22 protein-coding genes are annotated in these 26,793 nt (G+C 39.8%); 16 read left to right on the top strand and 6 right to left on the bottom strand.

The genetic code is table 11. The features are described from left to right. Window positions 1–100 precede the first annotated feature (100 nt). The gene (locus HMPREF1481_RS09945; protein ID WP_016466501.1) at window positions 101–2,185 is read right to left on the bottom strand and encodes a GH92 family glycosyl hydrolase; all 2,085 of its coding nucleotides are present in this window, start codon (window positions 2,183–2,185) and stop codon (window positions 101–103) included. A 147-nt stretch (window positions 2,186–2,332) separates the two neighbouring features. Here HMPREF1481_RS09945 and HMPREF1481_RS09940 point away from each other — a divergent pair, with 147 nt between their 5' ends. The 16 genes from HMPREF1481_RS09940 (at window position 2,333) to HMPREF1481_RS09865 (ending at window position 22,160) form a co-directional block, all read left to right on the top strand. Continuing rightward, complete coding sequence (locus tag HMPREF1481_RS09940; RefSeq protein WP_016466500.1) at window positions 2,333–3,712, top strand: hypothetical protein; 1,380 nt, start codon at window positions 2,333–2,335, stop codon at window positions 3,710–3,712. 127 nt (window positions 3,713–3,839) lie between these two features. Then, window positions 3,840–5,120 carry a glycoside hydrolase family 125 protein gene (locus HMPREF1481_RS09935; protein WP_016466499.1) on the top strand — a complete coding sequence of 427 codons (1,281 nt, stop codon included), beginning with the start codon at window positions 3,840–3,842 and terminating at the stop codon, window positions 5,118–5,120. Between the two features lie 76 nt (window positions 5,121–5,196). Then, the gene (locus HMPREF1481_RS09930) at window positions 5,197–7,842 is read left to right on the top strand and encodes an alpha-mannosidase (protein ID WP_016466498.1); all 2,646 of its coding nucleotides are present in this window, start codon (window positions 5,197–5,199) and stop codon (window positions 7,840–7,842) included. 84 nt (window positions 7,843–7,926) lie between these two features. Continuing rightward, window positions 7,927–8,796, top strand: a complete 870-nt coding sequence (locus HMPREF1481_RS09925) for an ROK family protein (RefSeq protein ID WP_016466497.1) — start codon at window positions 7,927–7,929, stop codon at window positions 8,794–8,796. Then, window positions 8,790–10,670 carry a beta-N-acetylhexosaminidase gene (locus HMPREF1481_RS09920; RefSeq protein WP_016466496.1) on the top strand — a complete coding sequence of 627 codons (1,881 nt, stop codon included), beginning with the start codon at window positions 8,790–8,792 and terminating at the stop codon, window positions 10,668–10,670. Before HMPREF1481_RS09925 ends, HMPREF1481_RS09920 begins: the two co-directional genes overlap by 7 nt. Before the next feature lie 112 nt (window positions 10,671–10,782). Next, window positions 10,783–11,892, top strand: coding sequence for a DUF4767 domain-containing protein (locus HMPREF1481_RS09915; protein ID WP_016466495.1), 1,110 nt, complete (start codon window positions 10,783–10,785; stop codon window positions 11,890–11,892). A 212-nt stretch (window positions 11,893–12,104) separates the two neighbouring features. After that, window positions 12,105–13,034 carry an ABC transporter permease gene (locus tag HMPREF1481_RS09910; RefSeq protein WP_004251016.1) on the top strand — a complete coding sequence of 310 codons (930 nt, stop codon included), beginning with the start codon at window positions 12,105–12,107 and terminating at the stop codon, window positions 13,032–13,034. 13 nt (window positions 13,035–13,047) lie between these two features. Beyond that, a complete protein-coding gene (locus tag HMPREF1481_RS09905) occupies window positions 13,048–13,968 on the top strand; it encodes a carbohydrate ABC transporter permease (RefSeq protein ID WP_016466494.1) in 921 nt (306 codons plus the stop codon). A 106-nt stretch (window positions 13,969–14,074) separates the two neighbouring features. Next, a complete protein-coding gene (locus HMPREF1481_RS09900; RefSeq protein WP_016466493.1) occupies window positions 14,075–15,559 on the top strand; it encodes an ABC transporter substrate-binding protein in 1,485 nt (494 codons plus the stop codon). Between the two features lie 157 nt (window positions 15,560–15,716). After that, window positions 15,717–16,406, top strand: coding sequence for a CPBP family intramembrane glutamic endopeptidase (locus tag HMPREF1481_RS09895; RefSeq protein WP_016466492.1), 690 nt, complete (start codon window positions 15,717–15,719; stop codon window positions 16,404–16,406). Window positions 16,407–16,534: 128 nt separating this feature from the next. Continuing rightward, on the top strand, window positions 16,535–17,521 hold the full coding sequence (gene trhO, locus HMPREF1481_RS09890) for an oxygen-dependent tRNA uridine(34) hydroxylase TrhO (RefSeq protein ID WP_016466491.1): 987 nt from the start codon (window positions 16,535–16,537) through the stop codon (window positions 17,519–17,521). 123 nt (window positions 17,522–17,644) lie between these two features. Continuing rightward, window positions 17,645–18,505 carry a DUF4299 family protein gene (locus HMPREF1481_RS09885; RefSeq protein ID WP_016466490.1) on the top strand — a complete coding sequence of 287 codons (861 nt, stop codon included), beginning with the start codon at window positions 17,645–17,647 and terminating at the stop codon, window positions 18,503–18,505. A 144-nt stretch (window positions 18,506–18,649) separates the two neighbouring features. Then, window positions 18,650–19,108: a TM2 domain-containing protein gene (locus HMPREF1481_RS09880; RefSeq protein WP_016466489.1), complete on the top strand. Its 459-nt coding sequence runs from the start codon at window positions 18,650–18,652 to the stop codon at window positions 19,106–19,108. 206 nt (window positions 19,109–19,314) lie between these two features. Then, on the top strand, window positions 19,315–19,698 hold the full coding sequence (locus HMPREF1481_RS09875) for a TM2 domain-containing protein (RefSeq protein WP_016466488.1): 384 nt from the start codon (window positions 19,315–19,317) through the stop codon (window positions 19,696–19,698). 90 nt (window positions 19,699–19,788) lie between these two features. After that, the gene (locus tag HMPREF1481_RS09870; RefSeq protein ID WP_025173313.1) at window positions 19,789–20,976 is read left to right on the top strand and encodes a hypothetical protein; all 1,188 of its coding nucleotides are present in this window, start codon (window positions 19,789–19,791) and stop codon (window positions 20,974–20,976) included. Further along, on the top strand, window positions 20,973–22,160 hold the full coding sequence (locus HMPREF1481_RS09865) for an Mbeg1-like protein (RefSeq protein ID WP_016466486.1): 1,188 nt from the start codon (window positions 20,973–20,975) through the stop codon (window positions 22,158–22,160). The genes HMPREF1481_RS09870 and HMPREF1481_RS09865 overlap by 4 nt, the downstream gene beginning before the upstream one ends. A gap of 82 nt (window positions 22,161–22,242) precedes the next feature. Here HMPREF1481_RS09865 and HMPREF1481_RS09860 read toward each other — a convergent pair whose 3' ends face one another. The 5 genes from HMPREF1481_RS09860 to HMPREF1481_RS09840 all read right to left on the bottom strand — a co-directional run. After that, window positions 22,243–23,202, bottom strand: coding sequence for a DUF6574 domain-containing protein (locus tag HMPREF1481_RS09860; protein ID WP_016466485.1), 960 nt, complete (start codon window positions 23,200–23,202; stop codon window positions 22,243–22,245). A gap of 30 nt (window positions 23,203–23,232) precedes the next feature. Next, window positions 23,233–24,180, bottom strand: coding sequence for a DUF4097 family beta strand repeat-containing protein (locus tag HMPREF1481_RS09855; RefSeq protein ID WP_016466484.1), 948 nt, complete (start codon window positions 24,178–24,180; stop codon window positions 23,233–23,235). Beyond that, window positions 24,173–24,766: a DUF1700 domain-containing protein gene (locus HMPREF1481_RS09850; RefSeq protein WP_016466483.1), complete on the bottom strand. Its 594-nt coding sequence runs from the start codon at window positions 24,764–24,766 to the stop codon at window positions 24,173–24,175. Before HMPREF1481_RS09850 ends, HMPREF1481_RS09855 begins: the two co-directional genes overlap by 8 nt. Then, window positions 24,753–25,079, bottom strand: coding sequence for a PadR family transcriptional regulator (locus HMPREF1481_RS09845; RefSeq protein ID WP_016466482.1), 327 nt, complete (start codon window positions 25,077–25,079; stop codon window positions 24,753–24,755). Before HMPREF1481_RS09845 ends, HMPREF1481_RS09850 begins: the two co-directional genes overlap by 14 nt. A gap of 159 nt (window positions 25,080–25,238) precedes the next feature. Beyond that, window positions 25,239–26,793: DUF2971 domain-containing protein (locus HMPREF1481_RS09840; protein ID WP_016466481.1), on the bottom strand; the 1,555-nt coding region annotated here is incomplete at its 5' end.

Genomic DNA, 26,793 nt, shown 5'->3' with positions numbered 1-26,793 from the left:
AAAATCTTTTCCAAAAAAAAGGTTGAAGGTTATTCACAGTTTGTGGATAACTTTATATGGATAAGAAGACCCCTTTGTGCATGACAAAGGGGTTAGGTTATTAATGCTTCGGTAACCATCCGAGGGTAAAGTCAAGAGTCTTAGCATTGAGCAATTCCTGATGGCTGATGCTTTGTTTTTCTTTCCCGTCCAGTCGACAGTCTTGTACAAAGTGGAAGTGTTCATAATTTTGCTGAGTACGAACATCCAACCACTGATTTTTTTCTGTCAGATAGACACGAAGGTGATTAAAGAGCGGAATTCCAAGATCATAGCTTGCTTTCCCTGGGCAGGTTGGGTAAAGTCCGAGAGCAGACCAGACATACCAAGCCGAAAGACTACCATTATCCTCATCGCCCGGATAAGCATCCCAGCTAGCTCGGAAGGCTTTTTGACGGAGGGTCTTGATTAAGAGACTAGTATATTGGGGATAACTACTGTAGCGGAAAAGATAAGGGATGTGGAAGCTTGGCTGGTTTGAAATGGCTAGTTGACCGAATGGCGCTGTTGCCATCTCGCTCATCTCATGAATTTCATATCCATAGCCCGTCGTTTCAAAAAGTGGGAGACTTTGACAAGCTTTCAAAAGATAGTTGCTAAAGGCTTCTTTTCCACCCATTAGTTGGCTAAGTCCAGAAATATCGTGTAGGACACCGAGACTGGCTTGAATAGCTGAACACTCAGCGTAGTCACGACCCCAACTATAGGGAGAAAAGTCAGGACGGAAGTTGCCATCTACATCACGCGCCCTCATGTAACCCGTCTCAGAGTCAAATAGATTCTGATAGTTTTTAGAATATTGAGCATAGGTTTGAGCAAGCTCTTCTTGACCTAATTTTGCTGCGCAGGTAGAGATGCAAAAATCACTGTAAGCATAGTCCAGTGTATGACTGACACTTTCATGGAAGTCCGTGGATAGGTATCCCAGTTCTTGGTATTGGCTTAGGCCGTGTCGCCCGTTGATAGCTTTTGGATCTGCCTTGGTAGCAGTTTCAATCATGGCTTTGAGAAATTCTTCTTCAAACTCAGGTGCCATGTCTTTGCAGGCACTATCTGCAAGAAGGCCATCAATCAAAGTCCCAGGCATCATTCCTCTTTCGTCAGGAGCCAGCCACTTAGGCAGGTATCCAGTGTCACGGTAGCTATTGAGGAAACCTTCAAGAAACTGACGATAGTGCTCTGGAATAATTAAGGCAAAGAGTGGGAATGAAGTGCGGAAGGTATCCCAAAAACCATTGTTGGTATAGAGTAGACCAGGCTTGATTGTCCCTGAAGCAAGGTCTATATGAATAGTCTCGCCTTGCTCATTTACCTCATAGAAGGTTTGTGGGAAGAGAAAGAGTCTGTATAGACAATGATCAAAAAATGTTCGGTCTACAGGGCCGGTTTCCACGACATCAAAACGACCTAGAAGGTCTTCCCAATTTGCTTTAGCATCTGCTTTCGTTTCTTCAAAGTCTTTTCTAAGCAGATTAAAGAGGGCCTGTTCTTTGGAAATAAAAGAAGTAGCCAGTTGAACTAGAGCTTCTGCTCCAGCCAAGTCGATACGCCAGTCTTGCCCCGCTTGATTGATAGATAGAATATCCGTAGAGAATGCGAGAGCAGTAAACATGACGAGGGGACTTTTGTTGGTTTCGGTTAATCCGTTTTGACCAAGGCTGACAGTACGCTCATCTACTTGCTCTAATGATAAATCATCAGCTACATGCAGATAGAGTGAGATCTTCTTGCCTTGTATCTGTCTTAGTTGAATAGAAGCCCCATAGCAAGTAGGTGTGAGTTGGGTTTCAATCTGGTAACGTTCAGAAAAAATCTTGAGATAATGGGGATTGAAAATAGCACGATCAAGGTTATAAGAAGACTGACGATGGAAGAGGGTGTCGCCACTGATTTCTCCTGTAACAGGAGTCAGTAGCAACCAAGAATAATCGCCAATCCAAGGACTCGGCTGGTGGGTTAGTCGAATACCCTGGAATATGGGAAGATGGGGATCAAAAAACCAAGACCCTTCCTGATCACTCGTTTGTGGAACAAAGTAATTCATCCCAAAAGGCACTCCAGCGTATGGTAGTGTATTTCCTCGTGAAAATGCATGTTTACTAGCTGTTCCAAAACGAGTATCAATGGTTTCAAGTATAGGCTTCATAGCGATTTCCTTCTGTAGGAGTTTTGTATTCAGTATATCATAAAAATAAAGAAAGACATCTAAAAGTTGAAATAGTGTATAAATATATATTTAAAATTTACAAATAGGTTCTTTTCTGCTAGAATGAGGGTAAGAAAGGAGATTATTATGAGTAATATTGATGAACATTCTACTAATGAAGAATTAGTAGAAAAAGAGGAGTTGCAACCTACGGAAGTAGCAGAAGAAGTGCAACCTTCAGAGACAGCTGAACCTACAGTTGAAAAAGAAGAGGCACCATCTTCTACTGAGACTCCAGAATCTGCAACAGAGGAACCAGCAAAAGAGGCGGTAGTTACACCTGCAGCTACTAAAGGTTTTGATGTAAATGAACTTGTGGAGAAAGCAAAAGATTTGTTCCAAAAGAGAAAAATTGCAGTAATCGGTGCCCTTGCAGCAGTTGCTGTGCTTATTGTTGCACTTGTTGGATTTAAAGTATATGATTCTCAACCAAAGAGTTTGCTAGATGTTGTTCAGGTACAGTTTTCAGGCTACGAAGAATCTGGAACATTGACATACAATAGTGAGGAAGTTGCAGCTAAGCTTCGAGAAATAGCTTATAAGAAGGCTGGATTTAGCTCAAAACAAGCAACAGGCTTGGCACAAAACGACCCAGTTACTTTCTCAGAAGTTACTAGAGATCCAAAATTAGCTACAAAATATGGCAAGGCAGACGCTTTAATTAGAAGTGTACAATTTAGCTTTGATAAAACAAGTGACCTAAAAAATGGAGATGAGGTTACTTTCAGTGTTGTAACTACTTCTAAGAGTGCACCAGTTAAGGCTGAAAAGAAAACCTTCAAAGTTGAAAATCTTAAAGAATACGAAAAGGTTTCAGCTTCTGACTTGTTGAAAGAAACACCTGTAACATTCGCTGGTCTTAACGGCTACGGGACTATTTCAATCGCTAAAAACTCTAAGAATGAAACCTACTTTGATTTTGAAAATGGTGAACGTCCAAAGAATTTGAAAAACGGCGACAAAGTCACTCTTAACGTGAATGAAGCTTATATCAATTCATTGAAATCAGCTGGTAAAATGGTAGATTCTAAGACTGTAGAAGTGACTGTTGAAGGCCTAAAAGACTTGAAAGATGTGAAGAACTTTGCTGATTTGTTGAAGAAAAACGAAGACTACAGCAAGTCAGAACACAAGAATGATTCATATGTTACTTATACTTTAGAGCCACAAGGAAGCTACTTGAAAGTTATTCCTAGCGAAGATAAAAAATCAAGTGCGAAAATCTCATTAATTACTGTTTATAAGGTAACGAAGGCAAGTTCAGGATTTTCAAACACAACAACCGTCCGTTACAAATACTTTGGTTACGAAGCTTTCCTATTGAAGGATGGAAACTTAGATCTTGATACTGCTTCAAAAGTATCTGACAGTTGGGGAACTGAAGACTATGAAGGTTTGAAATCGGAATTGTTGACGAACGGATACAAAGAATTCGAAAATAAAAAAGACGAAAAGAAAAGTGAATAAAAAGTTGGGCTTGCCCAACTTTTTTTCATAAGATTGTTTCAAAACGACTTTAGTTTGTGTATATCTTTTGGACCTATTTTTTCTTATACTGAAAATGAAAATTTGTTTGAAAGAGGCAAAATAGTTTATGGTTTATTCTAAAGAAATCGTCAGAGAGTGGCTAGATGAGGTAGCGGAGAGAGCCAAGGGACATCCTGAATGGGTGGATGTCTTTGAGCGTTGCTATACAGACACTTTAGACAACACAGTTGAAATCTTAGAAGACGGCTCAACTTTTGTACTAACTGGGGATATCCCAGCTATGTGGCTCCGTGATTCAACTGCTCAGCTTAGACCATACCTTCATGTGGCAAAAAGAGATCCTCGTTTGCGCCAGACCATTGCTGGTTTGGTTAAACGCCAGATGACTTTGATTCTCAAGGACCCCTATGCCAACTCTTTCAATATTGAGGAGAACTGGAAGGGTCATCACGAGACAGACCATACAGACCTCAATGGCTGGATTTGGGAACGCAAGTATGAAGTAGATTCGCTTTGCTACCCCTTGCAATTGGCTTACCTTCTTTGGAAGGAAACTGGTGAGACTAGCCAGTTTGATGAAACTTTTGTTACGGCGACTAAGGAGATTCTCCATCTCTGGACGGTGGAACAAGACCACAAGAACTCACCTTACCGCTTTGTTCGTGATACCGACCGTAAGGAAGACACTTTGGTTAATGATGGTTTTGGTCCTGACTTTGCTGTGACAGGGATGACCTGGTCAGCCTTTCGTCCAAGTGATGACTGCTGTCAGTATAGTTACTTGATTCCGTCAAATATGTTTGCAGTCGTTGTCTTAGGTTATGTCCAGGAAATCTTTGCAGAATTGAATCTAGCTGATAGCGAGAGCATTATTGCTGATGCCAAACGCCTCCAATCTGACATTCAAGAAGGAATTGAAAACTACGCCTACACTACAAATAGTAAGGGTGAAAAGATTTATGCCTTTGAGGTAGATGGTTTGGGAAATGCTAGCATCATGGACGACCCTAACGTACCAAGTTTGTTAGCTGCTCCATATCTTGGTTACTGTGATGTCAATGACGAAGTGTATCAAGCCACTCGTCGCACTATTCTGAGCCCTGAAAATCCTTACTTCTACCAAGGAGAGTACGCAAGTGGGCTCGGAAGTTCTCATACCTTCTATCGCTATATCTGGCCGATTGCTCTATCTATCCAAGGCTTAACTGCTACAGATAAAGCAGAGAAAAAATACTTGCTAGACCAACTAGTTGCCTGTGATGGTGGAACAGGTGTCATGCACGAAAGCTTCCACGTAGATGATCCGACTCTCTACTCACGCGAATGGTTCTCATGGGCCAACATGATGTTCTGCGAATTAGTCTTGGATTACCTAGATATTCGCTAACGAGCCTTAGCTCGATAGGTTCTTCTAAAGAATCACAAATCTATTTTTAAATTTAAGTTAGAATGAGGTTTTACTCATGGAAAATGTTGTTGTACATATCATCTCTCACAGCCACTGGGATCGTGAGTGGTATCTACCTTTTGAAAGTCACCGTATGCAATTGGTGGAACTTTTTGACAATCTGTTTGATCTTTTTGAAAATGACCCTGAATTCAAGAGCTTCCACTTGGATGGACAAACCATTGTCCTCGATGACTATTTAGAAATTCGTCCTGAAAACCGTGACAAGGTGCAGCGTTATATCGACGAAGGCAAGCTCAAGATTGGTCCTTTTTACATCTTGCAGGATGATTACTTGATCTCCAGTGAAGCCAATGTCCGTAATACTTTGATTGGCCAAGCGGAATGTGCCAAATGGGGTAAATCTACTCAAATTGGTTACTTTCCTGATACCTTTGGAAATATGGGGCAGGCTCCTCAAATCCTTCAAAAATCAGGTATCCACGTAGCAGCCTTTGGTCGCGGTGTCAAGCCAATCGGATTTGACAACCAAGTCCTCGAAGACGAGCAATTTACCTCCCAATTTTCTGAGATGTACTGGCAGGGAGCTGATGGTAGCCGTGTACTCGGCATTCTTTTTGCTAACTGGTACAGTAACGGGAATGAAATTCCAGTGGATAAAGACGAGGCTTTGACTTTCTGGAAGCAAAAATTAGCAGACGTCCGTGACTATGCATCGACCAACCAATGGTTGATGATGAACGGTTGTGACCACCAGCCTGTTCAGAGAAATCTGAGCGAAGCCATTCGTGTGGCAAACGAACTCTTCCCTGACGTGACCTTTATTCATAGCTCATTTGACGAATATGTCCAAGCACTGGAAAGTGCCCTTCCTGAACAATTATCAACGGTCACAGGTGAGTTGACTAGCCAGGAAACAGATGGCTGGTACACTCTTGCCAATACTTCTTCTTCACGTGTTTATCTCAAACAAGCCTTCCAAGAAAATAGCAACTTGTTAGAGCAGGTCGTGGAACCATTAACCATTATCACTGGTGGACATAACCACAAGGATCAATTGACCTATGCTTGGAAAGTACTTCTGCAAAATGCACCGCACGATAGTATCTGTGGCTGTAGTATTGACGAAGTTCACCGTGAAATGGAAACTCGTTTTGCAAAAGTCAATCAGGTTGGAAACTTTGTCAAGACTAACCTTCTCAATGAGTGGAAACATAAAATAGCAACTCAGGAAGCGCAAAGTGATCACCTCTTTACCGTTGTCAACACAGCTTTACATGACAAGGTTGATACAGTTAGTGTTGTAGTGGATGTTGTGACTTGTGATTTTAAAGAATTGCATCCGACTGAAGGTTACAAGAAGATGGCAGCCGTGACCTTGCCAGATTACCATGTTGAAGATTTGGATGGCCATGTCCTTGAAGCCAAGATTGAAGACTTGGGTGCAAGTTTTGGCTATACTTTGCCTAAGGATAAATTCCGCCAACCCTATATTGCACGCCAAGTGCGCGTGACAATCCCAGTCCACCTTGCTCCGCTTTCTTGGGCAAGCTTCCAATTGGTCGAAGGTCAAGTAGATCACCGAGATGGTATTTATCAAAATGGAGTCATTGATACCCCATTCGTAACAGTCAGTGTAGATGAAGGAATTACACTCTACGACAAGACTACTAATGAAGCTTACGAAGATTTCATCCAATTCGAGGACCGTGGAGATATTGGTAACGAGTACATTTACTTCCAGCCGAAAGGAACTGAGCCAATTTATGCTCAACTGAAAGGTTATGAAGTCTTAGAAAACAATGCTCGCTATGCCAAAATCTTGCTCAAACATGACATGACTATTCCAGTTAGCGCAGATGAAAAATTGGATGCAGAACAAAGAGGCATCATCGAGTTCATGAAACGAGAGGCAGGTCGTTCAGAAGAGGTGACAACCATTCCTCTTGAAACAGAAATGACTGTCTTTGTGGACAATCCACAGATTCGCTTCAAGACTCGCTTTACTAATACAGCCAAAGACCACCGCATTCGTCTCTTGGTGAAAACTCATAATACTCGTCCAAGCAATGATTCTGAAAGCATTTATGAAGTTGTGACAAGACCAAATAAACCAGCAGCTTCTTGGGAAAATCCTGAAAATCCACAACACCAACAAGCTTTTGTCAGCTTGTATGATGATGTTAAAGGAGTGACAGTATCCAATAAAGGATTGCACGAGTATGAAATTCTTGGAGATGACACCATGGCTGTAACCCTTCTTCGTGCTTCAGGCGAACTCGGTGACTGGGGTTACTTCCCAACGCCGGAAGCCCAGTGCTTGCGTGATATCGAAGTTGAATTTGCAGTAGAATGTCACCAAGCAGGGGAACGCTTCTCAGCTTTCCGTCGTGCCAAAGCCTTCCAGGTGCCATTTACAGCTCTTCAAGTTGCAAAACAAGAGGGTAGCGTTGCAGCAACGGGTAGCCTCTTTAACCATCCGGCACTGAACTTGCCACAAGTCTGCCCAACAGCCTTTAAGGTGGCTGAGAATGAAGAAGGTTATGTCCTTCGCTACTACAACATGAGTCAAGAAAATATCCGTGTGTCTGAAAAACAACAAACCATTCTTGACTTACTGGAACGCCCATACCCAGTCCATTCAGGACTATTGGCACCACAGGAAATTCGTACAGAATTGATTCAAAAAGAAGAAATTTAATTTCAAAAAGTAAACATAAAAAGAAAGGAGGAGCGAAAAAGTAAGAACCAACTGCTGATTCGCTCCTTTTTGCAGGTGAAAGCAATGACCATTGCAACAATTGATATCGGAGGGACTGGCATTAAGTTTGCTAGTCTAACTCCTGATGGAAAGATTTTAGATAAAACCAGCACCCCAACTCCAGAAACTCTGGAAGATTTGCTAGCTTGGTTGGACCAACGCTTATCGGAACAAGACTACAGTGGAATCGCTATGAGTGTTCCAGGAGCGGTCAATCAAGAAACAGGTGTGATTGAGGGGATTAGTGCCATTCCTTATATCCATGGTTTTTCATGGTACCAGGCCCTTTCTCATCACCAACTCCCTGTCCATCTAGAAAATGATGCCAACTGTGTTGGACTTAGTGAACTGCTAGCTCATCCTGAGATTGAAAATGCAGCCTGTGTCGTTATTGGTACAGGGATCGGCGGGGCCATGATTATCAATGGCAAAATTCACCGTGGTCGCCATGGCTTGGGTGGTGAGTTTGGTTACATGACAACTATCGAACCAGCAGAAAAACTCAATAACTGGTCACAACTAGCTTCTACAGGAAACATGGTTCGTTATGTGATTGAAAAATCAGGTCAGTCAGACTGGGATGGCCGAAAGGTTTACCAAGAGGCTGCAGCAGGCAATGCCCTTTGCCAAGAAGCGATTGAGCGGATGAATCGTAATCTAGCTCAAGGATTACTCAATATCCAGTATCTAATCGACCCAGATGTCATTAGCCTAGGTGGCTCTATCAGTCAGAACCCAGATTTTATCAAAGGGGTGCAAAAAGCGGTAGAGGTCTTTGTGGAAAGATATGAAGAGTATACAATTGCGCCAGTGATTCAAGCTTGCACCTATCAGGCAGATGCCAATCTCTACGGTGCCCTTGTCAACTGGTTACAGGAGGAAAACCAATGGTAAATTTTACCGGAATTAGCAGTAAACAACAGCAAGCTATAGACTTACTTCAAAAGCACATTTCTCTACCAGATGTAGAAGTGGTAGTCGCTCAGTCTGACCAAGCTTCTATCTCTATCAAGGGTGAGGGCGGAGAATATCAATTGACTTATGACAAACCTCACCAACTCTATCGCGCCTTGTCTGTTCTCGCAACAGCTTTAGAAGAAGGTGATAAGGTGGAGATTGAGGAGCAAGCGGCTTATGAAGATTTAGCCTACATGGCGGATTGTTCCCGTAATGCGGTTCTAAATGTTGCATCTGCCAAGCAGATGATTGAAGTCTTGGCTCTCATGGGCTACTCAACCTTTGAGCTCTACATGGAAGATACCTATCAGATTGAAGGGCAACCTTATTTTGGTTATTTCCGTGGGGCTTATTCAGCTGAAGAATTACAGGAAATCGAAGCCTACGCCCAGCAGTTTGATATGACTTTTGTTCCTTGTATCCAGACCTTGGCCCACTTATCAGCCTTTGTCAAATGGGGTGTCAAAGAAGTGCAAGAGCTCCGCGATGTAGAAGATATTCTTCTCATCGGTGAAGAAAAAGTCTACGACTTGATTGATGGTATGTTTGCGACGTTGTCTAAACTACAAACTCGCAAGGTCAATATCGGGATGGACGAAGCCCACCTGGTTGGTTTGGGACGCTACCTTATCCTAAATGGTGTGGTGGATCGTAGCCTCCTCATGTGTCAACACTTGGAGCGCGTGCTGGATATTGCCGATAAGTATGGTTTCCACTGCCAGATGTGGAGCGATATGTTCTTCAAACTCATGTCAGCAGATGGCCAGTACGACCGTGATGTCGAAATTCCAGAGGAAACACGAGTTTTTCTTGACCGCCTTAAAGACCGTGTGACCTTGGTTTACTGGGATTATTATCAGGATAGCGAAGAAAAATACAACCGTAACTTCAGTAATCACCACAAGATTAGCCAGGATATTGCCTTTGCAGGTGGTGCTTGGAAGTGGATTGGATTCACACCACACAACCATTTCAGTCGTCTCATCGCTATCGAAGCAAACAAAGCCTGCCGTGCTAATCAGATCAAAGAAGTCATTGTGACTGGTTGGGGAGACAATGGTGGCGAAACAGCTCAGTTCTCTATTCTGCCAAGCTTGCAAATCTGGGCAGAACTCAGCTACCGCAATGATTTAGACCGTTTGTCAGCTCATTTCAAGACCAATACAGGGCTATCCGTTGAGGACTTTATGCAGCTTGATTTGGCCAATCTCTTGCCAGATCTACCAGACAATCTCAGTGGGATTAATCCCAATCGCTATGTCTTTTATCAGGATGTTCTCTGTCCAATCCTTGATAAGCACATGACCCCTGAACAGGACAAACCACACTTTGCCCAGGCAGCTGAGACTCTTTCTGATATTAAAGAAAAAGCTGGAGTCTACGCCTATCTTTTCGAAACTCAGGCCCAGTTGAATGCTATTCTAAGTGGCAAGGTTGATGTGGGCCGACGTATCCGTCAAGCCTATCAAACAGGTGACAAAGAGAGCTTGCAACAAATCGCTAGAGAAGAATTGCCAAAACTCAGAAGCGAGATTGAAAACTTCCACAAGCTCTTTAGCCAACAATGGTTGAAAGAAAACAAGGTCTTTGGCTTGGATACCGTAGATATCCGTATGGGTGGACTCTTGCAACGAATCAAGCGAGCAGAAAGTCGCATTGAAAACTATCTAGCAGGCGAAATCTCTCGTATCGACGAACTAGAAGTAGACATCTTGCCATTTAATGATTTCTACGGAGATAAGGATTTCGCAGCAACGACAGCCAACCAGTGGCACACCATTGCGACAGCTTCGACTATTTATACGACCTAGAAATTTATCACAGATAACCAAACATCTCCTTTTAAATAAATGGAGATGTTTTTTGATTTGGAGATAGGGAAGGAGTATAATGAAAGTATAAGGATAGTTTGGAGGTCTGACCATGAAAAAGCTACTACTAGTCCTAGGTGCTACTCTGCTAGTTTTATCTGCTTGTCAAAATACGACAGAAGATAGCGTAACTAGTCAGTCAACATCAAGGGAGCAACAAACCAAGGAAGTAACCAACTATTTTCACTACCTAGCGGATTCCTATGAGAAGGCTCTTTCGCACGAAAAAGAAGTCAAGGGCGCAACTGTGCAATCACCTATGGTTGCTACTCTTGTAGCCATGGAGGAACTCCAGTTATCTCATCCTACTGATCAAGCCTTGATTATGAAGAATTACTCGGATTTTCAGAAGCTAATCCAATACAACACCGAAAAGTGGCAGGAAGAGTTTGCAAGCTGGGCTTCCTCTATGGGGCAGTCCTATCATAGACTGGAGCATATAAAGTTTGACGAAAAAAATGAACTCATTAAAAAATTAGAAACAACAACTGTCTCTCAGAAAAGAGTCCGATGGAATATTTTCGGGGTGTCCAGTGACAATGCCTATGATTACTTGGTTTTGGATGCCTACTATGACGATCAAGCCAGACATTTTTACCTTTTTACACTCAAGGATGGGCAAGCACAGGTTTTGTATGCCGATAAGACACTAGAAACTATCCGTGCTGCGAATTTTGAAGAGACTGAAAACACAGATTTAGCGCAAGGTTTTAAGGAATTTCTATTAAAAACAAGTGTAGCTACAGAGAATGAGGCAGACAGTAGTACTCTAACAGACAAGATAAAAACAGTCATGGAATCTTACTCGGATAGTAAAGGTGAAAAATTTAAGTCTACTAACCTAGCAACATATAGTCGTTATTATGGGCTTGCAGTCCCAGATCAGATTATGCAATTTGGGCAAGTGGATGGAGTGAACTATACTTTTAAATGGCATGACTATACTGTTGGTGTTGTAGAAAAACGATTTGAAATCTTGGCCTGTTATGTGAATGAAGCAGGGACAGAAGTGATTCTCTTTGGCTACAAGGATGGTCGCCCTACTATTTTACATACTGAAGGGCAACCTGAGATTGAGAAAAATGAAGCAGGTACCATTATAAATGCCCAGGTTCATTTTGTCAGTTTTCCCCAACCGATATTGGAAGGAGTTTTCAATTAGTAGAGATGGGGAACGCCTCATGCAGGCGGAGTGTTTCTCGTGAAACATCCTCCTTATAAAAAAGTTCTCCACATAAAATAATTTGTGGAGTTTTTTCTATAATTTGTAGTTTAAACTGTCCTAAAAATAAGAGTATACTATTTTTGTAAACGTTATCAAGTCTAAAAAATGTGAGATTATGAAGTTTTAGAAAATAAAAAGGGGGGGAAATTATGAACAAGTTTTCAAAAACTTTAAGAGATAATTGGATTTTTCTCTTAATGGTTCTACCAGGAACAATTTGGTTGATTTTATTCTTCTACATTCCAGTTTTTGGGAATGTGGTTGCCTTCAAAGACTACCATATGACTGGTGAAGGATTCGTTCACAGTATTATAAACAGTAGATGGGTCGGACTAGATAACTTTAAATTCTTGTTTAGTTCGAAAGATGCCTTTGTCATCACTCGAAACACAGTACTTTACAACCTTGGATTTATCTTTATCGGTTTGGTTGTGTCAGTTGGTATCGCCATTATCCTTAGTGAACTTCGCTCTAAGCAAATGGTTAAAATCTACCAAACGTCTATGTTATTCCCTTACTTCCTATCTTGGGTTATCATTAGTTTCTTTACAGATGCTTTCCTAAATATCGATAAAGGGCTTATCAACCACACCCTAGAAGCTCTCGGAATGAAGGGTATTAACTTCTACGCTGATGTAAGTATTTGGCCGTACCTCCTCCTCTTCCTAGGTATCTGGAAAGGCTTTGGATATAGTAGTGTGATGTACTACGCAACTATCATGGGTATTGACCCAACTTACTACGAAGCAGCAACAGTGGATGGCGCTAGCAAATGGCAACGTATCCGTAACGTAACCATCCCTCAGTTGACTCCGCTTGTGACAGTATTGACCATCCTTGCAGTCGGAAACATCTTCCGTGCGGACTTCGGTCTCTTCTACCAAATCCCTCACAACGCTGGTCAGCTCTATAGCGTAACAAACGTATTGGACGTTTATGTCTTTAACGGATTGACCCAGACAGCAGATATCGGTATGGCATCAGCAGCCGGTCTCTATCAGTCAGTCGTCGGTTTGATTCTCGTTATCCTATCAAACTTACTTGCAAGACGTGTTGATCCTAACTCAGCACTATTCTAGAAAGGAGGAGCATATGGCAAAAAAAATTCAAAAAGAAAAAATTGATAATGTTGGCATACACTCCTTCAGCAAAAAAGCAGATATCTTCTTTAGTATCATATCTGGTTTGCTGGCCTTCTCTTGTATCTTGCCTTTCATCTTCGTAATCATTATCTCAATTACAGACGAAAAAAGTATTGTTCAATATGGATATAGCTTCTTCCCATCGAAGTTTGGTGTAGATGGATTCCAGTTCTTGGCTCAGTTCAAGGACAAGATTCTACAAGCGCTCTTTATCTCAGGCTTTGTGACAGTTGTAGGTACGTTGACAAACGTATTCATCACAACAACCTACGCTTATGCCATCTCACGTTCAACATTTAAGTATCGCAAATTCTTTACAGTCTTCGCTCTTCTTAGTATGTTGTTCAATGCTGGTTTGGTACCAGGCTATATCGTGGTAACTCAATTACTTCACTTGGGTGACACTATTTGGGCCTTGATTGTTCCGATGCTTCTATCACCATTCAACATTATGTTGATGCGTTCCTTCTTCAAGAAGACCATACCAGAAGCAATCCTCGAATCAGCTCGTATCGACGGTGCTAGCGAAGCGCGGATTTTCTTCCAAATTTGTTTACCACTTTCTCTTCCAGGGATTGCGACTATCACACTTTTGACAGCACTTGGATTCTGGAACGACTGGTTCAATGCCCTACTTTACATCAAGAGTGACAACTTGTATCCATTGCAATATTTGCTGATGCAAATTCAAAACAACATGGATTACATTGCTAAGTCTGTTGGTATGTCAGGACAACTTGCGGTTGCCCTACCAAAAGAAACAGGTCGTATGGCCATGGTCGTTGTTGCGACTGTTCCAATTGCGATTCTCTATCCATTCTTCCAACGCTACTTTGTAAAAGGTTTGACTATCGGTGGTGTTAAAGAATAAGAAACACTGAGAAACATGTTTTCTCTACCCTATCTAACTTTTCTTTGTTGAAAAGTAGATCACTAAAATTGTTTTAAATTTAAAAATAAAAAAAGGAGTTTTTATCATGAAAAACTGGAAAAAATATGCTTTTGCATCTGCTAGCCTTGTCGCTTTAGCTGCTAGCCTTGCAGCTTGTGGAAACCTTAAAGGAAACAACCAAAAAGCTGCTGACTCAGCTTCAGGTGATAAAACTGTTATCAAAATGTACCAAATCGGTGACAAACCAGATAACTTGGATGAATTGCTAGAAAATGCAAACAAAATCATCGGAGAAAAAGTTGGTGCTAAATTGGATATCCAATACCTTGGTTGGGGTGACTACGGTAAGAAAATGTCAGTTATCACTTCATCAGGTGAAAACTATGATATCGCATTTGCAGATAACTACGTAGTAAACGCTCAAAAGGGTGCTTATGCTGACTTGACAGAATTGTACAAGAAAGAAGGAGCTGATCTTTACAAAGCGCTTGACCCAGCTTACATCAAAGGTAACACTATAAACGGTAAAATTTACGCTGTTCCAGTTGCAGCTAACGTTGCATCTTCACAAAACTTTGCCTTCAACGGCCCACTTCTTGAAAAATATGGAATCGATATCTCAGGTGTAACTTCATACGAAACACTTGAACCAGTATTGAAACAAATCAAAGAAAAAGCTCCAGATGTAATGCCATTCGCTGTTGGTAAAAACTTTATTCCATCAGAAAACTTTGACTACCCAGTTGCAAATGGTCTTCCATTCGTCATCGACCTTGAAGGCGACACTACTAAGATCGTAAACCGTTACGAAGTTCCTCGTTTCGTAGAACACTTGAAGACTATGCACAAATACTATGAAGCAGGATACATTCCAAAAGACGTAGCAACTAGTGATACTTCATATGACCTTACTCAAGATACTTGGCTTGTTCGTGAAGAAACAGTAGGACCAGCTGACTACGGTAGTAGCTTGCTTTCTCGTGTTGCTAACAGAGATATCAAAATCAAACCATTTACTAACTTCATCAAGAAAAACCAAACAACTCAAGTTGCTAACTTTGTAATCTCAAACAACTCTAAGAACAAAGAAAAAGCAATGGAAGTGTTGAACCTCTTGAACACTAACCCAGAACTCTTGAACGGTCTTGTTTACGGTCCAGAAGGCAAGAACTGGGAAAAAGTTGAAGGTAAAGAAAACCGTGTTAAAGTCCTTGACGGATACAAAGGAAACACTCACATGTCAGGATGGAACACTGGTAACAACTGGATCCTTTACATCAACGAAAACGTTACAGATGAACAAATTGCACAATCTAAGAAAGATTTGGAAACTGCAAAAGAATCTCCAGCGCTTGGATTCATCTTCAACACTGACAACGTGAAATCTGAAATCTCAGCTATCACTAACACTATGCAACAATTCGATACAGCTATCAACACTGGTACTGTAGACCCAGAAAAAGCTATTCCAGAATTGATGGAAAAACTTAAATCTGAAGGTGCTTACCAAAAAGTATTGGATGAAATGCAAAAACAATACGACGAATTCTTGAAAAGCAAAAAATCATAAGAATAATTGATTTCGTGTATTCATTCCTAAAAATTGCAATCACTGCCTTGTCTAGAGCCTTCTAGATAAGGTAGTGATTCTTTTTTCAGTATTTGCATATAATTATCTGCATTTTGTTCAGAGTTTTGCTCTTACATTTAACATAGCTTATAGACATATGAAAAAATATCATCCATTCTTTAAAATAAGTGCAATCTTATCCTACCTATTTTTCGTATATGGACTTTCTCAGTTGACGCTTATGATCCAAAGCTATTGGCAATTTTCTTCTCAGATTGGCAATTTTTTCTGGATTCGAAATCTTGTCAGTCTAGTCTTCATCGGACTGATGGTATGGATATTAGTCAAGACAGGTCATGGATATCTTTTTGTTATTCCTAAGAAAAAATGGCTGTGGTATACAGTGCTGACAATTCTCGTAGCTGTGCTTCATATAACGTTTAATTTCCAAACGGCTAGACATGTTCAGTCTACCTATGAAGGTTGGGCTGTGTTGATTGGTTATAGTGAGACAAATTTTGCCGAGTTGGGACTCTACCTATCCTTATTTTTTCTAGGGCCTCTGATGGAAGAGTTGATTTATAGAGGATTGCTCCAACATGCCTTCTTTAAAGATTCGAAATTTGGGCTTGACCTGATTCTTCCTTCGGTTTTATTTGCTCTTCCTCACTTTACAAGTTTTCCCAGTGTACTAGATATTCTTGTTTTTGCGACATTTGGAATCTTTTATGCGGGTCTAACTCGCTATACCAAGAGTATCTATCCCGGTTATATCGTTCATGTTATCAATAATATTGTGGCAACCTTGCCATTTTTGATAACTTTTCTTCATCGAATATTCAGTTAAAACAAGACCTGTTTTCAAGTCTTGTTTTTAATTTTCGGTCAAATAAATTGCATTCGCTTTCTTGAGGGAGTATACTAGTATAGTTGAATGAAAAATTCTGATAATTTAATCTTAGAAAAGAGAATCTTATGGCAAAACCTATTCGTGTTTTACTTTACTATAAATATGTTCCCATCGAAAACGCAGAACAATTTGCGGCTGACCACTTGGCTTTCTGTAAATCAATCGGCCTCAAAGGTCGTATCCTAGTCGCTGACGAAGGGATTAACGGAACCGTTTCTGGTGATTACGAAACAACGCAAAAATACATGGACTATGTTCACAGCCTTCCAGGGATGGAAAACCTCTGGTTCAAGATTGATGAAGAAAGTGAGCAAGCTTTCAAGAAGATGTTTGTTCGCTACAAAAAGGAAATCGTCCACCTTGGTTTAGAAGATGAAAACTTTGACGAAGATATTGATCCCCTTGAAACAACAGGTGCTTACTTGTCTCCAAAAGAATTCAAAGAAGCCCTCCTAGATGAAGATACAGTTGTCCTTGATACTCGTAACGACTACGAGTATGACCTAGGTCATTTCCGTGGTGCTATCCGCCCAGACATCCGCAATTTCCGCGAGTTGCCACAATGGGTTCGTGATAACAAGGAAAAATTTATGGACAAGCGTGTTGTCGTCTACTGTACTGGTGGAGTCCGTTGTGAGAAATTCTCTGGTTGGATGGTTCGTGAAGGCTACAAAGATGTTGGCCAATTGCATGGAGGAATCGCCACTTACGGTAAAGATCCAGAAGTTCAAGGCGAACTTTGGGATGGGAAAATGTACGTCTTTGATGAGCGTATTGCAGTCGATGTCAATCATGTTAATCCAACAATCGTCGGAAAAGATTGGTTTGATGGTACACCATGTGAACGTTATGTCAACTGTGGAAATCCATTCTGTAACCGTCGTATCTTGACATCAGAAGAGAATGAAGACAAGTACCTCCGTGGTTGCTCACACGAGTGCCGTGTTCATCCACGTAATCGCTATGTTTTAGAGCATGAATTGACGCAAGATCAAGTCATCGAGCGTTTAGCAGCGATTGGTGAGAACTTGGATCATTCTGAAGTTGTATAAAAGTAAGACAGTCCTTAGTGGCTGTTTTTTCTATGCTTTTGACCAAAAAATCTTAAATTTGTTTCTGCATCTTTCAGGAAAATGGTGTATACTATATGTAAACGATTTCAAAGGAGACCATTTATGGTGAAAACATTTTTTATTCCAAATAAACAAAGTATTTTAGGACAACAGGAGATTCTTACAGCTAAATCAATTTTAGGCTTAGTAGAAGGACTAGAGTCACATAGTTATGATGCTGTCTATCTCCGCCAACCCCTTAATCGCCTCGAGTACATCGAGTGTGGAATCGTGGGCAAATCTCAGTTCCTCTTTAAAGTTCGCTACCTAGACTCTCAAAAAGGCTATCAAGTAATCATTCCTGACTTGATTACAAGAGCTGATTGGGAGATTCTAGAAGCTCTCTTGCAAGCCTTGTCTACCAAGGTTGGTGAAGGTGTTGAAGGATTGGCAGACTTTGATTTGGAAAATTATTTCCACGATACTATCAAAAACTATTTGGCGGATAAGGGTGCTCGTTTGGGATTCTGCCAAGGAATTCTATCCCCTATTTATTTTGATAAGAAGGATTTGGAAAACTTCTCAGAAAAAGGTGGTTTGGCGCGTTTTGAAGCATTAGTCAAAAAGGTTCAAGGGTCGGATGCATATCCTGCAAGCGCCAAATTCTATCCAGATAGCGAGGGTAAGGTTCATGGTATCTACCACCTAGCTCAGGGAGTAAAGACTATTTTGCCAAAAGAACCTGTGATTCCAGCGCCTTATGTTGAGCAGTTGGTAGGAAAAGAGCTTGTCTGGGAAATTGATCTAGTAAAAATATCAGGAGACGGCTCAAAACCAGAAGACTATGAAGCAGTGGCTAGACTAGATTATCAAACCTTCTTGGGGGCTTTACCAGAAGAACTCTATCAGAATCTAGATGCCAATCAAGTAGAAGTAGGGCCTGTTTCAGGAGAGGCATTTGAAACACTGGTAAATGTAAAATAAAGGAATTCTAAGGGAAGATGTATTGAATGTTTTTCTTTTGGTTAAATTGAACTGGAACTTTGAAAAATATAGGAAACACAGAGGAAGTTTGACAAAAAGGAAAAAAATGTCTAAAATATAAGAAAACATAAAGAGGAGATTATTATGTCAAACTTTACAGATTCATTCTTGTCAGCAAATACTGCTAACTTCCCATCAGAGCAACTTCCATCACTTCGTGAACGCTTGAGTCAATTAGATGATTCACAAGCAAACCAAGTAATTGCTGCTACAGACGTTAAAAACCCTACAACAGCTTTGATTCTTTCAATCTTCTTAGGTGGATTTGGAGTTGACCGTTTCTACATTGGTAATACTGGTCTAGGAATTGGTAAACTCTTGGCTACTTTGCTTTTGCCTATTATCACATTCGGATTCTCACTATTCTTTACTTGGATCTGGGTTGTTGTTGACTGGTTCCTTATCATGAACGCTACAAAAGCAGCAAACTTTGAAGCTATCAACACAGCTCTTGCTACAATGACAGCTACTCCAGAAACTGTAGAAGTCATTGAAGAAAAAGTAGAAGTTGTTGCAGAACAAGTTGAAGCTACTGAAGAATAAGTAAATTTATCTTTTGTATATCAGAATCCTGTCAAAGATTGACAGGATTTTTTGTTTACAGAAGCCAAAGAATAAATGTGACACGAGTGAAAGGAAGTATGATAGAGACAGCAAAAACCGGCCGAAACAGGCGGTAAACCTAGAGAAAATTTGACAAAAAGGGAAAAAATCTCTAGAATAGAAGAAAACATAAAGAGGAGATTATTATGTCAAACTTTACAGATTCATTCTTGTCAGCAAATACTGGGAGCTTCCCATCAGAACAACTTCCATCACTTCGTCAACGTTTGAGCCAACTAGATGACTCACAAGCAAACCAAGTGATCGCTGCTGCAAACATCAAAAACCCTACAACAGCTTTGATTCTTTCAATCTTTCTTGGTACTCTTGGAGTTGACCGTTTCTATATTGGTCACATTGGATTAGGAGTTGCAAAACTTCTTTTGGCTTGGTTGACTTTTGGTATCTGGACAATCATCGATTGGTTCCTTATCATCAATGCGACTAAGAAAGCAAACTTGGTGGCTATCAATAACGCCCTTGCTACAATGACAGTGCCTTCAGCTACCACAGAAGCAAACGAAGGATAAGTAGATTAACGTTTAAAGATAAGTAGTGTTATAAAACACGGGAAAGCATCCCGCTCACTACTTATCTTTTTTTGACAGTAAATAAAGCAAATGATTAAAGAAACTAGATTATTAGTATACTTGACAAGTATTGTATTCAATACAGAAATAATGCGATACGGAAGTGTAGTTTTTGAAGATAAAGTTGTAAAAAAACTTGCCTCGATTGATGAGAATGCTTCGTGGGTAAATGGCTTACAAGCTGTTGCCTACGAAACGGAAGGCGAAGATACTATCTATATCGTTGTTAGAGGTGCCGATGTAGGGATTGGGAAAAAACTCTTTCGCAAGACAGGAGCCGATGCCCGTTTTATCCCCAAGGTAAATGACGAAGATAGTTTCAAAACGATTTTTCAAGACTGGATTTATAGCTCGACTCTAGGTAGTATGGGCTTGGTCCACCTGTATCAGTATGATAGTCTTCAAGTGTTTTATCATTCCTTGAGAAAGAAGTATCCCCACAAACGCTTTGTAGTTTCCGGTGTATCTTTGGGAGGTTTGCTGGCTCAACGTTTATATATTTTTGAGGATGGGATAGAGAGATGCATAACATTTTCTGCGACTTCCCCTTGGTGGACCTTTAATCGACGTAGCCAAGAGATTTTGAAACAGTCTAACTTTTTAAAGAATGATGATAGTCTCATAAACTTCTATTCCAATCATGATCCGTTCCGTTTTTTGCCTTTGTTTAAAAGACATTTGGGGCAACAAAAAAATGTACTCTTACAACCTTTTCAATCTCGCTCAAACTTTTTTGCAACCGTGATTGAAAGAATCTACTGGGCCCATATCCCTAATTATTATACCTACACAGATACTGGAAGAGTAAGGCAGAGACAAGACCGGTCTAAAATACAGACATGGAACAACTGGTTAAACAGTAGGGCGAGTTATTCAAAATTGATAAACATTAGTGTAGTGGCAATCAGTATCATATTGGCCCTTGTTTTAGCCCTTGTTTTCCCGATTTTGAACACTTATGACATTCTATCTCCAATTTATACTCTGGAGACATCCTTTGGAATATTCTTTTCACTTGTTAGTGGATTCTTGTTTTTCTGTTTTTTAATTCCAACTTTATTAGTAAAAACCAACTGGAAGTATCTGATGTTTCTGTTGAATTTGGCAATGTTATGGTTTGCTCCATTTTGGGCATTGCTACTTGCGTTAAGTATCATATTTGAGTCCATTTCTAACAAGGACGAGAACATCAATAAAAAGATAGGGAGGGTAGAATGAGTAACATCATTGATTATGCTCAGGGGTTGAAAACATACTCATTTGACAAAGTCTTTTTTAAAGATTTAGATGTCCTTGCATTGACAGAAGTAGCCTATTTACCTTTTGAGCAAATTGTTACGGACGACGAGATATCATTAGAGAAAATATCGCAGCATTACACTGCAATCAATGGCGACAAGGGAGAAATTTTATCGGTTATCACAACTCCAAGGATTGAACTCCTAGGAATTCTTGGAAGCAGTGAGCGATACGGGGCTATCGAAGCTTTTGACTTTATTAATAAAATCGATTCAAATATTGAGCGTCAATTTTCAGCCATAACCTATCGTCTTGGACATGAGAAATATTTGGTCGTTTTCCGAGGGACAGATGAAAATCTAATTGGTTGGAAAGAAGACTTCCATATGACCTTTATGCACGAGGTTCCAGCCCAACAGTCAGCCCATCAATACTTAGAGAAGCGGATGACGGAGTTTCCTGGAGAGTATATTGTATCGGGGCATTCTAAGGGAGGAAATCTTGCGATTTATGCCAGCTCAAAATTGGATGAGGAAAAACAAAAGGCTGTTACAGAAATTTATGCCTTTGATGCTCCAGGACTTCATGAGTCCCTTTTGGAGTCAGAAGGATTTCTCCGAATAAAAGATAGAATCGCCTCCTACATTCCTCAAGACTCAATGGTGAGCGTCTTATTGGAGCCACCGGTGAATGCCAAAGTAGTCAAGAGTAACGCTATTTTGTTACTTCAACACGATACTTTCTCTTGGGAGGTAGGGCAAATAGACTTTGTCCAGATTGAAAATCAATCTCAGTTAAGTATTCATGCCGACAAGGTTATTTCGAGCTGGTTAGATACCATGAGTAACAATGAAAAGCAAGAGTTTTCAGATGTTATCTTTGATGTCTTTTTGGAGTCAGGTATCAACAAGTTTGCAGATATCACCGTTGATACACCTAAGAAAATTATCAAAATCGTAAATAACATGACTCGTCTAACATCTGAACAAAAAAAGATGACGATACAAGTTTTCTTCAAACTATTCAATGCTCAATTTGATGTTTTTAAGAGTTATCTTCCAAAGCCCATTCAAAAGGTCGAAGGTAAGGTGGAACATTTTGCCAAAAGTGCATTTTCAAATATCACAGGAGTTTTCAAAAGGTCTAAACGAAAAGGTAAATAGATTTTCTCGAAACTACAAGATGAGAAATAGTGGTTCGTTAGACATATAAAATCCCAGCTATTCTTAAATAGCTGGGATTTTTTTATAAGAAGACAAGAATTCGAAGATAGTCGAAAACAAGTGCCATTTCTGCTAGGAAAAAGATAAATAGGACACCTCCGTTGACCAAGAAAGCCAAGAGAAGGCGATAGAAGGAATCAGTTTGACTACCCTTGCTGGGTCTTGAAATGATATAAAGGTTACCAAGTAGTACCATGCCCATACTAATGAGGCAGAGAAGAGCTACAAAGCGTAGACCGTTAAAGAAGGCAAAGAAGCTAGCAATACCTGTCAAGAGAATTGGGATAGCCAAGATCCTACTATGTACTTGAAAGGCTCTTTCCAATGTCCAATCACTGTCCTGATCGACAAAACGTTTGACTACAAATCCACCCATGAGGATAGAGAAGAAGAACAAACTTGTCGCTACCAGGATGGAGAAGATAGAAAAGAGATTTAGTGAAGGGAAATTCTGGAGAGCTTTAGAGTCGATGGCTGCCATATGGCCGTAGTAGGCTTGCTTGGCGTGATATACTGTAAAGAGGAAACTCGTGGCAGAAAAGATAGTTAGGAGCGCAAAGGCAGTGTAACTGTGTTTCTTATCTGTATCAAACCTTGCTGTTGGTTCTTTAAGGGCACCTTGTAACCAAACCCAAAAGTCAGCTAGTTCTTCCTTGAAGATTGCCGTTTTTGTAGGTACAGGATCTGGGACAAATGGACTTTCCAAAGATTTGCTTGTCTGAGGCGCTTCTTTAACAGGCTCTTCTGACTGGTCTGTCTTTGTTGCCAGTTTATCTTCAGCTTCTTCTTGTTCTTCAGCCTCTACTTTTTCTAGGTCAATTTCCTGATTTTCAGGATTGGCTTGGGAATTTTCCTCGACTACTGACAATTCTTCTTTTTCTTTTAGTTCTTCCTCGGGAATGACTGGGTCAGATGGACTTTCTTTTTTATCATTGTTGGCTGTTTTCTCGAAATCAGCACTTTCAAACCATTCTTGAGTCATGATGAGACCTCCCTTTTGATTAGTAACTTTTTATTCATGATTTCTATAAGAAGGCGAGCGAACCTCCTCTTTTGGTAGATTGATGTCTTGACCAGCTTTTGCGACAAGTAAATCTTGTGTATCTTTTTTCTCTGAATTGTAAGGATTAGAGAACTCTTCATCTTCCTTGTTTTCCTCATACGGATTATATCCTTCCCGACTGCGATGGTAGATGGAACCATGGTCAGAAGAAAGTTCTACATTGATTCTGTCAAATTCTTTTTGGGTTAGCTTTAGGGTCATGTCTTTTTCTGCCTCTAATTCCACACGACCATGGACTTGGATGTCGTCAGCAGAGATATGTTCATGTTCTGCTTGGATACGGCTATCTGTTAGACTTGTTTCAAATACATTGACGATTCCAGCTGTGGTCAGTTGGCTATTCTTAATCTCGCTATCAGTGATACGAAGGAGATATCCATTTGACAGAATCTTGGCATTGCTGATTTTTGCATTGGAAATTGAAAGGATACGATGGTCAACCTGAGCTGTAAGATTTTTTAAGTCCTTTCCTCTTGGTAATGAGAGTACGACTTCATCATTGCGGCTAGAGATTCCGCTTGCGATAAAGAGAATACCCTGGATACTAGAACCAACAGAAGGACGTGTAGTTGACTTGGTGTCGGAAATCTCAAGAGTTTTTTCTTTACTAGAATGTTGAAGATTCTCTTTTTCAGAGATGGTTGGATGATACTGGATGTGAATCTTATCATCGTTTGACTCCGTAATAACTAGCGAATGTTGTGTTAGTGAGATGTTAAGATTTTCGATATCTTGATCAAATGTGAGCTCTTCCATTCGGCTCTCAAAGACTGGATTTTGAGACATTGCAAGGAGGCTTCTGACACCATCGGTTTGGATGCCGATGATCATCATGGTAAAACCGATGATACTAGTAACAACACCAAAGATAAGAAATCCTTTTGTTAATTTACGCATGACTTTCACCTCTCTTTCCTCTATTAAGAATCCACTGAATGAGTCGAAGGATTAGTATTCCAAAGAAACGGGTCACATAGGAAGTTGCTAGCAAAACTAGGGACGAAGCTCCGATTGCCAGTAAACCTCCACCAAAAATCAGCATAAAGGCAGATGTAGATTCAGCCAGAACGTAGAAGCTTTCAAATAGGAGGACAGTTCCGAGCACCATTCCAGCTGCTGATACAGCAAAGAAGGTTAAAAGTACACTAATTGCTGCGATAAAAATCCCGATGATAACCATAAGGAGACCAATTGCTACAGGAATGCCGATAGGAGCAGCCAGAAGTGCGAGGATTGCGATTTGTAAAACTTGACGGTTGTTCTTATTGGAATTTTCTTCGTTGATTTTTTTATCGAGAAGTGTTGTCAAAATATCATGGGCAGCCTCTTTTGGACTACCGAGACTAGCTATGAGTTCTTCCTCACCTTCTGGACCAGCATCATCGAAGAGTTCTTTGAAGTAGTCCATTGCTTCGATGCGGTCAGCTTGAGGAAGCTTCATCAGATAGGCTTCAAGCTGATTCAAATATTCAGTTCTTGTCATGGCGAATGCTCCCTTCTATGATGCCGTTGATAGTGTCAGTATAGAGTGTCCATTCTTCTCGAAGGACAAACAGTTGCTCCTCTCCAACCTCTGTCAAGGAGTAGTACTTGCGCATCCGACCTTGGTATTCGCGAGAGTATGTAGTCAGATAGCGATTAGTATCCAGTTTTTTCAGGATGGGGTAGAGAGTAGATTCCTTAATTTTGGCGATGAGTTTAATAGTTTGGCTAATTTCATAACCATAGGAATCCCCTTGTTCTAGAATGGCCAAGATGAGAAATTCAATCAAAGCCGATGATGTTGGAAAATACATGGGGCACCTCCTTTTTAGTATATAAAAATTTTATATATAATTATTCTACACATACATCATACATCTAAATGGAAACGCTGTCAAGCAATATGTATAAAATTTTTATATATAAAAAATCTTCTAGTAAAAACTAGAAGATTAGAGGATTTTCTGAGAAATTTATCTGAATTTTATCGTAGATTTTTTATATTTGATATCATTATCCAATAGCTTCAGTAAAGGCGTTACATATTCTGGATTTGGAAACTTAGGACCGAAAATGACTTCATCAATTTGAATTGGATTTTCCCGTTCTACATAAAGTTTACCAATTCCAGATTCTTTATCTATTTTTATTTTATCATTACTTGGGTCTAGATTAGCATAGCGTAAGATCCGAAGTTCGTTTTCATATTTGTAATCTACAGATTTGAACAAGTAACGAATTTCTTCGATACAGTTGGAGATAGCTTTTTTATAAAAGTCATCATCATCATTCACTCTCTCATACAATTTTTGTTTTAAATTATTCACAGATTCTTTTAATTTTGTGATTTCATTGCCATCAAATAGTTCTGTTTTTTCTAGTTCAAAGTTTTCACCTGTATTTTTAACATAGGCTATTCTATAGAGATAATCAATGCTTCCTTTAGAAACATTGTCTTTTTGCCCAGATTTTAGTTGGGTTTCATCACTATTGATAGAATTGCTTGAATCATTATTCTCTAATTTATTCGAAGAACTTTTGAAATCACTACTTGATTCAGATATTGCAACTTCACTCTTGTTTTCAGATTCTAGTAGTAGAGTTTCTTTACGCCATGATACATCATTGAAAGAAGTGAATCTTGAAAAATCATCTTCCTTAAGTACTAGACAAACACCTTGAGCATTATCGCCGTACTGGGACCACATAGCTAAGTCATCAGTTTTAATGGTAAAACTCATTAAAAACCATGAGCTAGGATCTAAAATATTTCGATTATCAAAGTAGGATGAAATTTTCCCTTCTTTGTTAGATTTTAACACTTTTTCGATAATCAACCCTTCTTCGGGATCGTTCATATAACTAGCGTTGTACAAGCGAGTTTTTCCAGATACGGAAAAAATATGTTTCTTCTCATTCTTTTCCTCTTGTTTTAACATAACTTGTAGAGTAGCTCCTTTAGTGTAATGACCAAATTGAAGCTCCTTATTATCTTCTTTCAAACCAAGTTTAAATTTGATTTCTTGAACGATCTTATAGATATCTATTAGTTGAGTGAGTTTATCTTTATCTTTAACATCTTTATAGTATTCAATCCAACTATTTAAAATATCGTATTTGGTATTTACAACTAGTTTACGACCTGAAGTAAGTTTAAGGTTTAAAGTACGAATTAGTAAATCTCTATCCGTGTCAATATTAGAGTTTAAACACAGCTTATCTAAAATTTTTGTAAGACTAGTAGTTGGAATCTTATCTGTATCTAATTTTATATCAGAGTTGTTTTGTAATATATCTACTAGAATATTAAGTATTTCAACGCTAGAGAAATTTTTTAGGATATCTAATATTTCAATGACTCTCAGCTTCGTTTGATTGAGATCATTTTGTAGATTAGATAGATTGTATAAAACTTTAACATACTGTAAGGCAATACTTTCCGAGTGCTTGAAGTTATCAAAAATTTGTTTAACTTCATTGACAGTGTTCAATCGATCCTCAACATTATCTTGTTTAACTGATAAATTG

The sequence above is a fragment of the Streptococcus sp. HPH0090 genome, from assembly GCF_000411475.1.
Taxonomy (GTDB): Bacteria; Bacillota; Bacilli; order Lactobacillales; family Streptococcaceae; genus Streptococcus.
This window is presented reverse-complemented; position numbering and strand designations above follow the sequence as displayed.

Bases quoted from the DNA above. Each gene is read 5' to 3' on its own strand.
- HMPREF1481_RS09945 (WP_016466501.1), bottom strand. From the start codon at position 2,185: ATGAAGCCTATACTTGAAACCATTGATACTCGTTTTGGAACAGCTAGT.
- HMPREF1481_RS09940 (WP_016466500.1), top strand. From the start codon at position 2,333: ATGAGTAATATTGATGAACATTCTACTAATGAAGAATTAGTAGAAAAA.
- HMPREF1481_RS09935 (WP_016466499.1), top strand. From the start codon at position 3,840: ATGGTTTATTCTAAAGAAATCGTCAGAGAGTGGCTAGATGAGGTAGCG.
- HMPREF1481_RS09930 (WP_016466498.1), top strand. From the start codon at position 5,197: ATGGAAAATGTTGTTGTACATATCATCTCTCACAGCCACTGGGATCGT.
- HMPREF1481_RS09925 (WP_016466497.1), top strand. From the start codon at position 7,927: ATGACCATTGCAACAATTGATATCGGAGGGACTGGCATTAAGTTTGCT.
- HMPREF1481_RS09920 (WP_016466496.1), top strand. From the start codon at position 8,790: ATGGTAAATTTTACCGGAATTAGCAGTAAACAACAGCAAGCTATAGAC.
- HMPREF1481_RS09915 (WP_016466495.1), top strand. From the start codon at position 10,783: ATGAAAAAGCTACTACTAGTCCTAGGTGCTACTCTGCTAGTTTTATCT.
- HMPREF1481_RS09910 (WP_004251016.1), top strand. From the start codon at position 12,105: ATGAACAAGTTTTCAAAAACTTTAAGAGATAATTGGATTTTTCTCTTA.
- HMPREF1481_RS09905 (WP_016466494.1), top strand. From the start codon at position 13,048: ATGGCAAAAAAAATTCAAAAAGAAAAAATTGATAATGTTGGCATACAC.
- HMPREF1481_RS09900 (WP_016466493.1), top strand. From the start codon at position 14,075: ATGAAAAACTGGAAAAAATATGCTTTTGCATCTGCTAGCCTTGTCGCT.
- HMPREF1481_RS09895 (WP_016466492.1), top strand. From the start codon at position 15,717: ATGAAAAAATATCATCCATTCTTTAAAATAAGTGCAATCTTATCCTAC.
- trhO (WP_016466491.1), top strand. From the start codon at position 16,535: ATGGCAAAACCTATTCGTGTTTTACTTTACTATAAATATGTTCCCATC.
- HMPREF1481_RS09885 (WP_016466490.1), top strand. From the start codon at position 17,645: ATGGTGAAAACATTTTTTATTCCAAATAAACAAAGTATTTTAGGACAA.
- HMPREF1481_RS09880 (WP_016466489.1), top strand. From the start codon at position 18,650: ATGTCAAACTTTACAGATTCATTCTTGTCAGCAAATACTGCTAACTTC.
- HMPREF1481_RS09875 (WP_016466488.1), top strand. From the start codon at position 19,315: ATGTCAAACTTTACAGATTCATTCTTGTCAGCAAATACTGGGAGCTTC.
- HMPREF1481_RS09870 (WP_025173313.1), top strand. From the start codon at position 19,789: ATGATTAAAGAAACTAGATTATTAGTATACTTGACAAGTATTGTATTC.
- HMPREF1481_RS09865 (WP_016466486.1), top strand. From the start codon at position 20,973: ATGAGTAACATCATTGATTATGCTCAGGGGTTGAAAACATACTCATTT.
- HMPREF1481_RS09860 (WP_016466485.1), bottom strand. From the start codon at position 23,202: ATGACTCAAGAATGGTTTGAAAGTGCTGATTTCGAGAAAACAGCCAAC.
- HMPREF1481_RS09855 (WP_016466484.1), bottom strand. From the start codon at position 24,180: ATGCGTAAATTAACAAAAGGATTTCTTATCTTTGGTGTTGTTACTAGT.
- HMPREF1481_RS09850 (WP_016466483.1), bottom strand. From the start codon at position 24,766: ATGACAAGAACTGAATATTTGAATCAGCTTGAAGCCTATCTGATGAAG.
- HMPREF1481_RS09845 (WP_016466482.1), bottom strand. From the start codon at position 25,079: ATGTATTTTCCAACATCATCGGCTTTGATTGAATTTCTCATCTTGGCC.